Source organism: Simiduia sp., assembly GCF_058345725.1.
Genome location: NZ_JBTUOC010000027.1, coordinates 1 through 14,947, shown reverse-complemented (window position 1 = coordinate 14,947; position 14,947 = coordinate 1). Strand labels below are relative to the sequence as shown.

Sequence of the window (14,947 nt, the reverse complement as noted above, 5' to 3'; positions counted from 1 at the left end):
TACCCTGATTTGGAACTACGCGTTGGCGCTAATCGTAGCGTAGATTGGGTGGAATTTGGATACCGCCCGGTTTTTTCGGTTTGGTCCCTTGGCCCTGGCGGAAGCTGCGCAATTGAAAGACGTAGGCAAGCACTTGGGCCACCGCCACATAGAGTCCGGCAGGAACAGGGGTATCCAGTTCCGTGGTGTGGAAAATAGAGCGCGCCAGCGCCGGCGACTCAACTATTTCGACCTTGTGAGCCACGGCAATTTCACGGATTTTCAGGGCAATCTGATCCACTCCTTTTGCCACCAAAATAGGAGTATCCATGGTCTCAGGGTCGTACTTTAAGGCCACCGCAAAGTGCGTGGGGTTGGTAATTACCACATCGGCTTCAGGCACCTCTGCCATCATCCGTCGATTGGCCATCTCCCGCTGCAATTGACGCACCCGGCCCTTGACCTCGGGTTTACCCTCAGTGTCTTTGTACTCGTCTTTGATATCTTGCATGGACATCCGCAATTTTTTAGCGTGATCCCAAATTTGAAATGGCACGTCGATTATTGCGATAAATACGGTGCTGGCAGACAGTACAATGGCTGACAATATGGCCAGCCAAAGTGCGTGGCCAATGGCGGGCACCAAGGCCTCGGTAGCCAGTCCCAACAATTGATCGCGCAGGGTTTGCAATAACAACACAGCGACCGTCAATATCACGCCTACTTTGCCAATGGCCTTTAACAACTCCATGAGCGACTTCATAGAAAACATACGCTTGAGCCCCGCTAGCGGGTCCATGCGGTTAAGCTTAGGCATCAACGCCTTGGTGCTCACTAACCAACCGCCCAGTGCGATGGGACCCACAAAGGCCGCCACCATCAACGCCAAAAACATCGGAGCTAATCCCACCATGGCATCGAGCATGGCTTTGCCCATGTGCGCCAACATTAACGCTGGATCAAAGGCGGCCTCGCGATCGAGTACCATCGAATCGCGGAACACACGCACCAGCTTAGCCCCCAAAAACTCCGCACTAGCCAATAGCGCCAATGTACCGGTCAGCAATAAAATAGTGGTGGTCAACTCGCGGGAACGGGCAACCTGGCCCTCTTCGCGGGCCTTTTCAAGTTTTCGGGGGGTCGCCTCTTCCGTTTTTTCCTGACTGCTGTCGTTGTCTTCTGCCATGACTGCAACCTAAGGAATATTTAGCATGTGACGCAAAATGGCAAAGCCATCCTGCATAAATTGGGTGTAGTTACCAAGAAAGGTCGTAAAGCCAAACCAAATTAGAAAAGCGCCTAAAATTAGCGTTATAGGAAAGCCCACCGTAAAGATATTCATTTGCGGCGCCGAGCGCCCCATCACGCCAAAACCGATATTAACGATCATCAACGAGGTCAGTACGGGCAATGCGATCAACAACGCCGCCCCAAACATCCAGCTGCCCGCCATAACCAGATCCCACAGCAATGCCAGCGGCATGCTGACACCAATTGGGGTGGTGTAAAAACTCTCTGCCAGCAGCTGCAACATCATCAGGTGCCCATCGCCCACCACAAATAACAAGGTGACGAGCATCAAATAATACTGCGATACCACGGTGACCGTTAAACCGCTCGCGGGGTCATTCATAGAGGCAAAACCGAGCCCCATTTTCATAGCAATGTATTGTCCCGCGAGCACCGCCACTTGGAAAGCAAGCTGCATGGAGAATCCAGCGGTAAGGCCTATAAGCGATTCCTGCAAGACCAGCAACCAGGTTTCCAACCCAAAGCCCGATACCGCGGGCAATTCAGGTAAAAGCGGTGCAACCAACAAGGTTAGCAATACTGCCAGCAGTAGCCTGGCGCGGGCATTCACCAGCCGAGAGCCGAATACCGGCGCCGCCAACAGAAAGGCGGATACCCGCACTAATGGTAAGAAATACTGCAGAATATAGCCGGTTAACAAATCTGCGGAGAAGTCCACTATGTCAACCAATTAACAAGGGGATTTGCTGGAATGTTCGATTAAACAGATCCATAAATTCAGATAAAAGCCAGCCACCGGCAATCATGATCGTTATTAAAGTGACCAATAATCTCGGCAAGAAGCTCAGCGTCTGTTCGTTAATCTGGGTGGCAGCCTGAAACATACTCACAATCAAGCCCACAATGAGGCTCGGCCCCACAATGACGGCGATAACCATCACCGCCAAAAAGAAGGCGTCGGCGTAGAGGTCCATCACCACTTCTGGCGTCATGTCAGACTCCAAAACTTGCGGCTAAGGTACCAATAACCATGGCCCAGCCATCAACTAGAACAAACAGCATGATTTTAAAGGGCAGTGAAATAATGAGCGGGGACAACATCATCATACCCATGGCCATTAATACACTGGCGATCACTAAATCGATAATCAGAAAAGGAATAAACAGCATAAAGCCAATTTGAAAGGCTGTTTTCAATTCGCTTGTGACAAAGGCCGGAATCAATACCGACATGGGTACGTCGTCCACACTTGCCACATCGCCGTAGCGACCAATGTCTAAAAACAAGTCCAAATCAGACTCGCGGGTTTGTCCGAGCATAAATTCCCGAAAAGGTTTAATGGCCAGATCTAACGCCTGAGACGATGTCACCTGCTCCTCTAAATAAGGGGTAACGGCCTGTTCGTGCACCTGAGTAAACACCGGCATCATTATAAAAAGCGTTAAAAATAACGTTAAACCAATAAGAATTTGATTTGAAGGCGACTGCTGGAGCCCCAATGCCTGTCGCAATATCGCAAAGACAATGATGATACGGGTAAAGCTGGTCATCATCATGAGAATGGCGGGCAATAACGTCAACGACGTCATAATCGCCAAAATCTGAATGGTAACCGTGTACTCCTGACTACCGTCGGGATTGGTAGTCAACGACACAGCAGGTATACCCTTACCGCTTAAATTATTCAGTAGGCTGTTCCCGGCACCTGAATCATCGGCGGCCGCCAGGCCACTTAACATTGCCAATAGGATCGCAATTAAACAAGCTCGCCACATCAGCCAGAGACCTTCTGATTAAGCATACCCGACAGAAAACTGGCAAAGGAGGGCCCCTCGCCAGAAGCCTTCAAACCCGCCGGCTTTTCGGGTTCGACTGCACATTTGCCATTGGCTGCAGCGGCAACTGTGCTAGAAGATGGTGCGCTGGAAGGCGCTGAAAAATGGTGTAGTGTATTGATGCCGCCGGCATTGACGCCCAGCAGTAATCGCTCGCCTGCCACTTCCACCAATACCAATTGTTCTTTGGTTCCCAGCGACATACGCTCGACAAACTGAATCTGTCTGTCTGTCTGGGTGAAATGGCGATTGCGACGGATAAACCACGCAATCGCAAAAATCAATCCAACCACAAGACCCAAGGAAAACAGTACTTGCACCAATTGTACTGCCATATCGGCAGCTGACTGGCCCTTTACCAAGACACCTGCCGTGGCCTTTGGCACCGCGGTTTCTGCACTAATCCATAGCCACTGCATGGCTTACCTCAAGCGTTTAATGCGTTCAGATGGACTGACTACATCCGTCATGCGAATACCAAATTTTTCGTTGACAACCACCACTTCTCCGTGAGCAATCAGCGTGCCGTTCACCAGTACGTCAAGTGGCTCCCCGGCCAGCCGATCCAGCTCGATAACCGATCCCTGATTAAGCTGCAGTAGATTGCGGATTGTAATAGAGGTACTCCCTACCTCCATCGAAATACTGACGGGAATATCCAGGATGGTATCCAGATCCTGGCTATGTGCACTGGGAGAGACAACAGGCTCTAACTCATCAAGTGGCATCGACTTGGCCGCCGGCTGCTCAGGTTCGGCCTCATCCTCTTCTTCGTCGCCCTGCTCCGCCATGGCTGCCGCCCACTCATCGGCCATAGCCTCTTGATCGGGTTCGGTATCGTCGTCTTCGGGGGGTAATTCGTCGTTCATGGCTAGATCCTGTTTTACCTAAACGTTTTGCAACTACTCAAAACCAATGTCACTGAGATAGCCGGGTTTACTTCTGTCAATAAATTCCTGCACAGAGAAGGCCAAATTTTTTCGAGACTGACCAAACTTTGCTTTAAAAATTGGGACGCCATTCGCAGTGATAATGTGACTTTCTGGGAGATCGATAGGGATTACATCGCCGGCTTTCAGCTCGACAATATCGCGCAAGGTAATCTGCCGGCGCGCTATATCGCACTCGAGCTGAACCTTGGCACCCATCACATCTTCGCGTAGGGATTTGACCCAACGCTCATCCTGATCGTCTGAATCACTTTGAAGCCCCGCATCCAGTACTTCGCGAATGGGTTCAATCATTGAATAGGGTAAGGTAATGTGAAACTCACCGCCGCCGCCATCCAGCTCGACATGAAAGGTGCTCACCACAACCACTTCACTGGGGCTGACGATGTTCGCCATGGAGGGGTTAACCTCCGAGTTGATGTAGTCAAACTCTATGGGCATCACCGCTTTCCAGGCCTCTCGCAAGTCGATAAAGGCTTGCTGCAACACAATTTGCACAACTCGCAATTCGGTGGGTGTAAACTCGCGCCCCTCGATTTTGGCATGGCGACCGTCGCCACCGAAAAAATTATCAACCAGTTTAAATACTAATTTCGCATCGAGAATAAGCAGTGCTGTGCCCCGCAACGGCCGAAATTTCACCATATTCAAACTGGTTGGCACGTACAGGGTGTGAACATACTCGCCAAACTTTTGAATTTGTATACCGCTAACGGAAACGTCCGCCGTGCGACGCAACAAATTAAACATGCTGATTCGGGTGTAGCGTGCAAAGCGCTCATTGATCATTTCAAGGGTGGGCATCCGGCCGCGAACGATACGGTCCTGGCTGGTAAGATCATAGGATTTAACCGAACCCGGATCTTCATCCGAATCGGTATCTATGTCGCCATCGTCTACACCGTGAAGGAGCGCATCGATTTCGTCTTGTGAGAGTAAGTCTTGCACAGCCAACCCCTACTGCATGACAAAATTAGTGAACAGTACCTGCTCCACCCCTGGCTTGCCGATTTCATTTTCCACAAGCCGTTGAATTTCTTCCAACGCCTGCTGACGCATCAATTCGCGACCCTCTGGCGTCTGTAAATCTTCGTATACCTGTCCACTTAGCAACATAACCAGCGCATTGCGAATCATGGACATATGCAACTCCACTGCCGCCACCACCTCTGGGTCGCGAATTTTTAGAGAAATTTCCGCCTGTAAGTAACGCTGTCGTCCACGCGACTGAAAGTTGACGATAATGGGAGGCTTGAGCGGAAAGTAAACGGCAGGTAACTTGGGTGCCGCGGGCTCGACTTCGCCCTCTTCCCCTTCTTCTCCCTCCACGGCCACAGTCGGTTCGTTAAACATTTGCAAGGCAAACAGCGTTCCTCCTACTGAGAGACCCACCAATACCATGCCCAGCACAATTAAAAGGATCAGTTTCTTTTTACTACCACCTTCGACGGCTACATCCGTCGCTTCTTCTTCTGCCATGTCAAAAGTCCGTCAGTTTGGCGAGAATTAGCCCCCTTATGGGGGTTCCAGCAAAGGCCGTGCCATTCGAGTCTAACAGGCACAGTATTGCTTCCCCACTAGTGTAGTTCAGTGGCAATACGCAACGGCAATCGAGACGGGCAGGTATAACAGTCGGCAGGTCGAAAGGTCAGACGCAGGGCAGCTATTTCGCCGGGCCTGGCAGCCCGGCGAGACGGGACTTGGGATTTATACGAAGTGATCCACCAGGTGCAAACTGGCCGGCGTAATCACTGGCGCCTCTAAGGCCACATCCTCTGCATCAGTGCCAGTGCGGGCCTGTTGCTGCGCTTGCTCTTGTTGTTGCTGGAAGGATTGATCAGATACGTCCACATCCACCAGATCCAGCCCCTGCCCCTCAAACATTTCCCGCAAGCGCAGCGCCTGTTGGTCTAAGGCATCGCGCACCTGCGCGCTGTGACTCACAAAACTCAAGCTCACTTGATCATTTTGCACACTGATGCGCACCTGTAAGGGCCCCAGCTCCGGTGGGTCTAGTTGCAGCTCGGCCGATTGCAGCTTTTGCGACACCATCCAGAGTATTCGTTCGCCCGTCGCCTGCCCCCAATTCGGCTGGCTCACAGGAACTGTGACAGGCAAGTTTTTAGCGGCCCCTTCCAATGGCGGCGCCCGGAAATTTATCGCGCTGCCCGTGGCCAAGCCGGTGCCGCTACGCAGCTCCGGCTGCACCAAGGAGCCGCCCTCTGTTTTTGGTTTGTCCAGCAAGGCCGCCTCTGCCAACAAATTGGCGTTTACAGTTGGTAATAATGTTTTACCCCCATCCACGGTCTGGATATTGACAGCCGTGGCCACAGCGCCCGGCTTGTCGGTGGCTAAGGCAGTCTTTAGTAAACCGCTATCAAGTGTTTCGGCCAATGCGTCAACGTCCGACACAGTGACACTTAGCGTGGATAGCTCGTCCACCTTAATAGCGCGTGTGTTATTCCCAACGAGACCGGCCGACTGCGGCGTCGCCAATGTGGCCATGGCGCCCGTGGGCAGTATTAAGGTGTCGGCGCCTTGGGGGGCGAGTATCACCTGCTCGGCCGAGGCCAGTCCGCCGGTGGCAGCGGGCGCGGCAACTAACGCAGTTATCGACGCTGCCGCCTGCACATCCGCGGGCTGAGAGGTGAACGCAGCGTCTGTTTCAGCCATAGGCAGCGCGCCTGCCGCCAGCGCCGGAACCAGGTTTTCAGTGAGCTCGGGCTGCATGTTGGACACGGGGATAAGACCCTGTGCCACCACTGGCTCAGTTTCGCGTCCTTGAGCATTTTCACTTATTGTCGGCATTGCCGGCGCGTCTAACTCGTCGTGCTCGCTGCGCCTTGCCGGTGTTTGGATCTGATCCGCCTGTTCCTGTGCCGCTGTGTGGCTGGCACGATGAGGCGCGTCTGCACGCGGCGTTGGCTCGCGGCCACGCGTTGCAGGCGGTTGCTCGTGATTCCGAGGGACTGTGCGGCCGCGCGCGCGTGACGCGGGATTTTCCTTTGCCGCATGTGCCTCGCGCACGTCGTCAAAGGTGGCTCTAAAAGCCTCGCTTTCGCCGGACTTTTTCGTCCCAATACCCATCAATTGCGATAATCCTGATACCGACGCAATACTCGAAGCCATATCTCTCTCCCGCAGACCGGCAATCTGTTGCCGGCAATCGACAAATCCTGGCCAGCGCCCGCCAAAGGGCTCCCAGCACGGGTTTCTATGTATCGCTAACCAATTGATTTTATGAGGTTTTTAAAATAGGCCGAAGTGACAACTCAATGTTATTCAATCGGAAATCGCGACACACCTAAACAATGCAAAATGGCGGCCAGGTTGAGTAGCGAGGGGAGTTAGCGATAGGATTCTAGCGAGGTAGACACCGAGCGGTATTCGGCGTCGATTTGCTCAAGCAGGCTTTCGGCACCATTAAGGTCACCGCTCAGCCCCATTTCTTCGGCCTTTAGACACAAACCCGCAAGCCCGGTGGCACCGAGGTTAGATGCGCTGCCCTTTAGGCTGTGCGCTGAACGCCGAAATGCCTCGGCATTCTGCTGTTGGTACTCATTGCGCAAATCCTGAATACGCTGGACAGAATCTTCAAAAAAAGTATCAAGTAGCAGGTTAAACTCATCTTCCATGACTTCTTTTAGGGTTTCGATAGCCGCTGTATCCAGGTTACTCATCTAGTGTTCCGCCCGTTACCTGTTGCTTGAGTGGCAGGTGATATGCCCCGCCAAGTTGCCTGCCTTAAACACCTCAGTGGTCGTCTTGCCAGGCAAATTCCACTTCTACTTCATTACCCTTACCTTTATAGCGCAGACTGTGGCACAGGTCATTGAGCAAATTCATACCGCGACCCGAATAGGTCAGGTTTTCATCCTTGCGCTGATACCGGCTGTAATCAAAACCTTTGCCTGTATCTTTGACATTGATAGTCAACAGTCCACCGGCACTGGTGAGTTTATGACCAATCCCAAATGTTACAGAGCCCTTGGTTTCCTCTAGTCGTTGGCTGCGCAAGGCATAGTATTTTACAAAGCCATCTGCCGACTTCTTCAGGGCGGAGTCCAACTCGAGCACACCGTGTTCCAGTGCATTGGAATACAGCTCGGCCAGTATGGTATAAAGATTCCCGCCGTATTTGCGCAGCCCTGGCACACTTTGCAAAATATTAAGCAGCAGTGGTAATGGGTCGAAATAGCGGAAACTCGCCGCTTTCACTTCGAAATTCAGGTTCCATTCTGTGAGCCCCCGCGCAGCAGTGGCCCCGTAGGATTCCTGCAATTGCTCGAGGTTGTCAGGCATTGCCATACACAGCTCAACCAGCGAGAGGTCGTCATCGCGCTCGCCTGCACCCACGAAGGTCTGCACCGATTGCAGTATCTCGTCAAAGATTGCATCGCTTGCATCGACGCGCTCAAACACGTCCAACAGTCGCGCCTCGCCAAACATTTGGCCTTGGTCATTACGCGCTTCGTGGATGCCGTCGGACCAGAGGAACAACCGATCACCTGGGTCTAGTTCGATAAAACAGGTGTCGTCTTTAAAATCTTTCCCACCCACCACACCCAGCGGCAGGTGGCTAGATTTCACCATTTCCACTTTGCCGGTTTTCGTGCGGTAGATAAAACAGTCGGGTAACCCGCCATTCCACACTCGCACGTAATTGCGTTGAAAATTCATCTCTACCATGGTGGCACAACAAAACAAACCAACGGGCAAGGTGGTTTTCAGCTTTTGATTGATTTCCCTGAGTATGTCAGTGAGCGAGAAGCCCTTGTGTGCCATGCCATAAAAGGTAGAGGCCAACGGCATGGCCCCTATGGCAGCAGGCAACCCGTGGCCGGTAAAATCGCCTAGCAGAATCAACATGCTGCCGGATGGGCGCAATGCCCCCACCAAAACATCGCCGTTAAACACCGCCAACGGCGACATAAAGTGGCGCACATTGCTCGCGTGCAAGCACCCACTGTGGGCAATATTATCAAACACCTGCTTGGCCACCGCCTGCTCTTGCAACATGTGGTCATTATTGCGCTGGATTTGATTGCGCTGTTTGCGCATCGTGGAGTGCATGTCGCGCATGCGGGAAAAAGCTTTTATCTTGGCTTGCAGAATAACCCGGTTATAGGGCTTCGTTAGGAAATCGTCGCCGCCGGCCTCCAGGCAGCTGACCAGTGAATCAGTGTCGTTGAGCGAGGTGAGAAAGATGATCGGTACCATTTCGTCACCGGCCAGCGCCTTAATCGCGCGAGCCGCTCCAATGCCATCCAGTTCTGGCATCAGCACATCGAGTAGTACGATATCCGGGCGCACTGACTTGAAGGTTTCAACGGCCTCTTTGCCGTTGACGGCGCTCACCGCCTGGTGCCCTTCTTTCTTGACGATGCTTTCCAGGATCATGCGATCGGTTTTGGTGTCGTCTGCAATCAGAATCGTCAGCGCTGTCGCGGCGTTCATAGACGCTTACCCGGTTAGCTAATTACTTGATTGTGAATAGTTGTTCAAAATTTGAAATGGTGAGGATTTTCTTTACATCGGCGCTGCAATTTTCAATGGTAATTTGCGCGCCATCGCCGCCGGCGTGGTCGCGCAACAACAGCAACATACCCAGGGCTGAGCTGTCTAGGTAATTGGTGTCTTTCATATCTACGCAATAGCTCTGAGGCTGGGGGTCGGCCTCTTCATAGGCAGCGCGAAACTCTTGGTGCGCCGAAAAATCAAAGCGCCCCTCAACGGCAATGATCAGTGAGTTTGTGTCTGCAGAGTAACTGGTACGAATACCCATAGATGTTTCCTTGTTCTAACGAATACTGCGCCACGTTGTTTTAACGCCACTGCGTTCACTTGGCTGGCCACAGCGTACAATGATAGGGCCGCTGGACGCCAGTAAAGCTGGCTAGCCAATGCAATAACAAGCATAGCCCATTATCAGTATTTGCCCTATTAACCTGCCCGCCCATACGCCGTCTATTGCAGCTAGTGGACTATAGGCCAAGCTTGTACGTATAGACAGAGTCTCAATCCAATGGTTCATCAACCAAGTTGCCACACTCGCCGGTAGCGCCAATGACTGGCAAGCCCGTTCCAATCGGGCGATAAACGATGTGCACCGCAACAGTGCCCCCTTAGACCAAGGTGCCGGGAGCTGTTTCGTCAACGAAATAGGATTGCAGATCGCACTGACCGGATTTGTCGCGGTGATAGGTGCTATTAATGATCGGTGGTGCGGGGTCTGGCCGCCAGCTCGTCACACAACTTATCCCACTGGCGGTCCAGCGCCTGTTGCGCTTCCGCGGCTAATCGATCCTGATAGCTCTCTAGCATTTTGCGCCGCTGGTGCAGGCTTCGCCACTGCTGACAATAAGCCGAAAATTGTTGTTCCATCTGCGCAAGCCGCTGTGTTTGCTCGGTCACCACCTTGTCCAGCTGGGTTAAAAACTGGCGATTGGCCTGCAGCTCGTGGAGTGTTTGCTGCGTCGCTCTGGCAGCATCCAAGTAAGCTTGCTGATAGCGGTGCAACTCCTGTAATTGATCGCTTTGCGCCGTCACTCGCTGCCGCCAAAGTCGCAACAATTCGGCCGCCTGATCTTCCTTGCGCTTGGCAAGCCGAGCAACCAGTGCTGCGCGTTTTAGACGGCTCATGGACTATTGCGCGGGTCGAGCGGCCGCCCCTTATCCGGCACATCCTGTAGCAATTGCATCAACTGCTGGTTGGCAGCGGTAAAGGACACCGGCTCACCCAATGATTGGCGGATATAATTCTTAATGTGCGGTTGCTTTTGAATCGCGCGATCGAGGGCGGGATCGGCGCCCTGCTGATAAGCTCCAATGCTCACCAAATCCCGATTTTGCGTGTAATTCGATTGCAGCCCTTTAAATTGCTGGGCCATTTTCAAGTGCTCCGGAGTCACAACGTTTGGCATAACCCGGCTTATCGAGGCCTCCACGTCGATGGCCGGATACAACCCTTCATCGGCGAGTTTTCTGGACAATACGATGTGACCGTCCAGAATGGCGCGCGCCGAGTCGGCGATTGGGTCCTGCAGGTCGTCGCCCTCGGTCAACACAGTGTAAAACGCCGTAATGGAGCCGCCCCCTTTGGCACCGTTACCCGCGCGCTCTACCAATTGAGGCAAGCGGGCGAAGACTGATGGCGGATAGCCCCGAGTAGCCGGAGGCTCGCCGATGGCGAGGGCAATTTCGCGCTGTGCCTGGGCATAGCGCGTCAAGGAGTCCATTAGCAATAAAACGCTCTGACCCTGATCGCGAAAGTATTCGGCAATCTCTGTTGCCAGGTGTGAGGCGCGCAATCTTTGCAAAGGCGCATCGTCTGCGGGTGATGCCACCACCACCGCGCGGCTAAGGCCCGCCTCGCCGAGGATGTGATCCACAAATTCCTTGACCTCGCGTCCGCGCTCGCCCACCAAACCAACCACCACCACATCGGCATCGGTAAAGCGGGTCATCATGCCCAACAACACGCTCTTGCCGACGCCGCTACCTGCAAACAGGCCAATACGCTGCCCCTTACCGACCGTGAGCAGGCCATTGATGGCCCGAATACCCACATCCAGCGGCTCGCTGATAGGGTGGCGGTCTAAGGGGTTGATACTTTGCTGACCCAGTTCAGACACGTGCACCTGTGCGAGCGGTCCTTTTCGATCCAACGGCTGACCCAGCGCATTAATCACCCGCCCCAGCAGCCCGGGCCCCACCAGAATACCGTTGCCGGTGGCACTGGGTCTGACGCGGGTACCCACCCGCAAATTAGACGCTTTGGCCATAGGCATGAGAAACACCTTGTCGCCACTAAAGCCCACCACTTCCGCAGAAACCGGCCCCGCGCTGGTCATGAGCTCACAGGCCTGACCGACAGAAACATCTATGCCTTCGGCCTCCAGGGTCATACCCACCACGCGCGTTAACTTTCCCTCCAACGGCGGCAGATAGGGGGAATCGTCGGTGGGAATTAGCGTGGCCAGCTGGGCCTGCAGTTCACTCCACATGGGGATCATCCGGCGGCGTAGGCGCCCCTGAGCTATTTTCGGCTTCTGTTTCGCTGATCGCCTGCTGGCTGGCCGTTGCACTCGGCTCGGGCGCCTCGCCTGTGGCGAGCTGGCCCTGCTCAAAGGCCTGTAACACGGCCGCCAGGCGCACTTCCGTGCGCGCATCCAGTTGGCTCGCGGGCGTGGTTACACTGCATCCTCCTTGTTGCAGGCTTTCATCGGTTCGCCAATCGCAGCGATCCATAAGCTCAGACATTAGCGATTCCCCGTGCAGATAAGCCAGGTCATCGGGATGCAATGTAATAATTGCCTTTACTCCCGGTTTTAAGGCCGGCAGTTCCTGCATACAGGCTTGCACTAAGTTTTCAATATGGGGGCTCGGAACAGACAGCTCGGTGTGCACTAATTTTTGCGTCAGCCGTTTTACCAGCGTCACCAGCAGCTCTGCCAGAGCGCCCAGTCGCTCGGTGGATGGCCCGCTCAATTCCTCTATGAGCGTGCGCAGCTGAGCCTGCAGGCGTTCTGACTCTGCCAAGGATTGCGCCAATCCCTGCTCTATGCCTTTCGCCCGCCCTTCTTCAAGGCCCTGGTCTAAACCAGATTGGTAGCCTTCTTGGTAGCCATCCTCGCGCGCCGCCTCCAACACGGCGGCTATTTCCTCTGCGCTTGGCAGCGCTAAAGGCTCCACATCTTCCACGGACTCCTTGGCTTTTTCCGCCTCGCGCTGCTCGCGTTCGCGCGCCTCCTTCTCGGCGGAGGGGATGCGTTGGCCCTGCCCCACTTGCGGCAGCTGCCAGGCCACAGCACTGGCGGCTTCTTCTGCGCTGATGTAATTTTTACCGGCACCGCTCATAAATTAACGCCCAAAGAATTGACTTGCCGCTACATCATCTGGTCGCCACTACCGCCCAGCATAATTTCGCCGGCATCGGCCATGCGACGCGCAATGGTAAGAATTTCTTTTTGGGCGCCTTCAACTTCAGAAACCCGCACAGGCCCTTTCGCCTCCAGATCGTCGCGCAGTAATTCGGCAGCACGCTTGGACATATTTTTGAATATTTTTTCCTGCAGCGCTTCGTCTGCGCCCTTGAGTGCCACAATAAGAATTTCCGAAGACACCTCGCGCAACAGCGCCTGAATACCGCGGTCGTCCACATCGCGCAAATTGTCGAACACAAACATAAGATCTTGGATTTGCGTACCCAGGTCTTCGTCCACTTCCTTGATGGACTCCATCAAATCGGCTTCGATGGAGCTCTCGAGGTTGTTCATAATTTCTGCGGCCACTTTCACGCCGCCCATCGCCTTGGTTTGAGAGCCCGCATTGCCCGAGAACTGCTTCTCTAGAATATCGTTGAGTTCCTGCAGTGCACTGGGTTGCACGGTATCGAGCGACGCCACCCGCATCATTATGTCTAAACGTACTTTATCGGGAAAATAGCCCAGAATTTCGGCGGACTGGTCGCTGTCTAAGTAAGCGATAACAATGGCTTGAATTTGCGGATGCTCATTGCGAATAATGTCTGCCACAGAGCGCGACTCCATCCACTTGAGCGTATCCAGCCCCGTGGTATTGCCGCCCAAAAGAATTCGATCGATCAGGCCGTTGGCTTTATCTTCGCCCAAGGCGCTTACCAACATATTGCGAATATAGCCGTCTGCCCCCATGCCCAAACCCGTCAAGGTGCGCACTTCGTCTAAAAAGTTGGAGATTACCGCCTCTACTTCAAACTGCTGGATGTTATTTAAGTGCGACATTGAGGTGCCCACGCGCTGCACCTCTTTCGGGCCCATATGTTTTAACACCTGCGCGGCATCGGCTTCGCCCATGGACATCAGCAAAATGGCAGCCTGATCCACCTTGGACATCTTCAGTACTGGCTTTTGGTCGCCCTGAGCCTTGTCTGGGGTTTTCTGATCACTCATTCTTCATTTACCCAACGCTTGATAACTTGCGCAACGCGGCCCGGGTCTTCGGCAACTAAGCCTTTAATGATGTTTATTTGTTGCTCGTAACTCTCTTCGGGGCTAGGCAGTGCCAAACCATCTCCGCCAGTCAGGGTGACGGTTTCATCGGAGAGGTTTTCAAAGCCGCTTAGGCCCGCCTCTTCCAGTGCCGCCATTTCTTTGGCGTTCTCGAGTTCTTTCGCTTTTTGGCCTGACACCGCCAAGCTTTTTAATACGGGTCTCAGTAGTCCGGTGATTAACACCAGTACAATGATTAGTCCCACCAGCTGCTTTGCCAGACTTAAAAACCACTCCTGCTGCCAAATTTCCGGCTCGACAATCTCGATATCTTCGACACCGAGAAACGGCGAATTAAGGACATTGACACTGTCGCCACGGGCGGCCGAGTAACCCACCGCATCGCGCACCAGAATCGACAGGCGCTCTAGTTCGTTTTCCGTCCACAGCTTGCGCTCGGCACCGTTCTCACCCGGCACCAGTTTATCGTCTACCACCACGGCAACGGTAAGTCTTTTAAGCTTGCCCAACTGGTGTTTGGTATAGCTTACGGTTCTATCCAGTTCAAAATTTCGCGTGGCTTGTTTACTGGCCCGGCGCGGCTGGCCGCCCGCGTCTGCGGCGCCACCTGGCGCTGCCTGCTCGGGCGCTGCACCGTCGTTCGGCGGCTGATTGGTAAGCGCGCCGGGAATACCGGCCACCGCACCGTTACCCACTTGGGTTTCATCGAGCGTTTGCTCACTGCGCACGGCGGGTAGATCGGGATTAAATATTTCGTCGGCCTGCTCCACCTGGGTGAAATCCACTTCTGCGGCCACTTCCGCTCGGTATTTCCCGGCCCCTACGATGGGCTCGAGGATACTGTTAATACGAGCGACCAGGTCGCCTTCAAGCTTACGGGTGTAGGCGCGCTGCTTGCCGGCCATCACAAGCTCAAGGTCCTCTTCACCCGTGCTCAGC

17 protein-coding genes are annotated in these 14,947 nt (G+C 53.8%); all 17 read right to left on the bottom strand.

The genetic code is table 11. The features are described 5' to 3' along the window. Positions 1–28 precede the first annotated feature (28 nt). Complete coding sequence (gene flhB / locus ACW8F6_RS06130) at positions 29–1,165, bottom strand: flagellar biosynthesis protein FlhB (protein ID WP_491574971.1); 1,137 nt, start codon at positions 1,163–1,165, stop codon at positions 29–31. Between the two features lie 9 nt (positions 1,166–1,174). After that, positions 1,175–1,948: a flagellar biosynthetic protein FliR gene (gene fliR / locus ACW8F6_RS06125; RefSeq protein ID WP_491574970.1), complete on the bottom strand. Its 774-nt coding sequence runs from the start codon at positions 1,946–1,948 to the stop codon at positions 1,175–1,177. A gap of 4 nt (positions 1,949–1,952) precedes the next feature. Further along, positions 1,953–2,222, bottom strand: coding sequence for a flagellar biosynthesis protein FliQ (gene fliQ / locus ACW8F6_RS06120; RefSeq protein ID WP_491574969.1), 270 nt, complete (start codon positions 2,220–2,222; stop codon positions 1,953–1,955). Position 2,223: 1 nt separating this feature from the next. After that, positions 2,224–2,970: a flagellar type III secretion system pore protein FliP gene (gene fliP / locus ACW8F6_RS06115; protein WP_491574998.1), complete on the bottom strand. Its 747-nt coding sequence runs from the start codon at positions 2,968–2,970 to the stop codon at positions 2,224–2,226. A 35-nt stretch (positions 2,971–3,005) separates the two neighbouring features. Next, entirely contained in the window at positions 3,006–3,485 is a 480-nt protein-coding gene (gene fliO, locus ACW8F6_RS06110) for a flagellar biosynthetic protein FliO (protein ID WP_491574968.1), read from the bottom strand. Positions 3,486–3,488: 3 nt separating this feature from the next. Beyond that, positions 3,489–3,935, bottom strand: a complete 447-nt coding sequence (gene fliN / locus ACW8F6_RS06105) for a flagellar motor switch protein FliN (RefSeq protein WP_491574967.1) — start codon at positions 3,933–3,935, stop codon at positions 3,489–3,491. Between the two features lie 33 nt (positions 3,936–3,968). Then, positions 3,969–4,964: a flagellar motor switch protein FliM gene (fliM, locus tag ACW8F6_RS06100; protein ID WP_491574966.1), complete on the bottom strand. Its 996-nt coding sequence runs from the start codon at positions 4,962–4,964 to the stop codon at positions 3,969–3,971. 9 nt (positions 4,965–4,973) lie between these two features. Then, positions 4,974–5,495, bottom strand: a complete 522-nt coding sequence (locus ACW8F6_RS06095) for a flagellar basal body-associated FliL family protein (protein ID WP_491574965.1) — start codon at positions 5,493–5,495, stop codon at positions 4,974–4,976. 228 nt (positions 5,496–5,723) lie between these two features. Further along, a complete protein-coding gene (locus ACW8F6_RS06090; RefSeq protein ID WP_491574964.1) occupies positions 5,724–7,145 on the bottom strand; it encodes a flagellar hook-length control protein FliK in 1,422 nt (473 codons plus the stop codon). Between the two features lie 218 nt (positions 7,146–7,363). Next, positions 7,364–7,696: an Hpt domain-containing protein gene (locus ACW8F6_RS06085; RefSeq protein ID WP_491574963.1), complete on the bottom strand. Its 333-nt coding sequence runs from the start codon at positions 7,694–7,696 to the stop codon at positions 7,364–7,366. Between the two features lie 73 nt (positions 7,697–7,769). After that, entirely contained in the window at positions 7,770–9,473 is a 1,704-nt protein-coding gene (locus tag ACW8F6_RS06080) for a SpoIIE family protein phosphatase (protein WP_491574962.1), read from the bottom strand. A gap of 22 nt (positions 9,474–9,495) precedes the next feature. Continuing rightward, complete coding sequence (locus ACW8F6_RS06075; protein ID WP_491574961.1) at positions 9,496–9,801, bottom strand: STAS domain-containing protein; 306 nt, start codon at positions 9,799–9,801, stop codon at positions 9,496–9,498. 425 nt (positions 9,802–10,226) lie between these two features. Then, positions 10,227–10,658, bottom strand: coding sequence for a flagellar export protein FliJ (locus ACW8F6_RS06070; RefSeq protein ID WP_491574960.1), 432 nt, complete (start codon positions 10,656–10,658; stop codon positions 10,227–10,229). Further along, positions 10,655–12,022: a flagellar protein export ATPase FliI gene (gene fliI / locus ACW8F6_RS06065; protein ID WP_491574959.1), complete on the bottom strand. Its 1,368-nt coding sequence runs from the start codon at positions 12,020–12,022 to the stop codon at positions 10,655–10,657. The genes ACW8F6_RS06070 and fliI overlap by 4 nt, the downstream gene beginning before the upstream one ends. After that, positions 12,012–12,875: a FliH/SctL family protein gene (locus ACW8F6_RS06060; RefSeq protein ID WP_491574958.1), complete on the bottom strand. Its 864-nt coding sequence runs from the start codon at positions 12,873–12,875 to the stop codon at positions 12,012–12,014. The genes fliI and ACW8F6_RS06060 overlap by 11 nt, the downstream gene beginning before the upstream one ends. Positions 12,876–12,904: 29 nt before the next feature. Further along, positions 12,905–13,948 (bottom strand): flagellar motor switch protein FliG, encoded by a 1,044-nt coding sequence (gene fliG / locus ACW8F6_RS06055; protein WP_491574957.1) that lies wholly within the window; start codon positions 13,946–13,948, stop codon positions 12,905–12,907. Beyond that, the coding region (fliF, locus tag ACW8F6_RS06050; RefSeq protein ID WP_491574956.1) for a flagellar basal-body MS-ring/collar protein FliF at positions 13,945–14,947 on the bottom strand (1,003 nt) is incomplete at its 5' end. The genes fliF and fliG, both read right to left, overlap by 4 nt.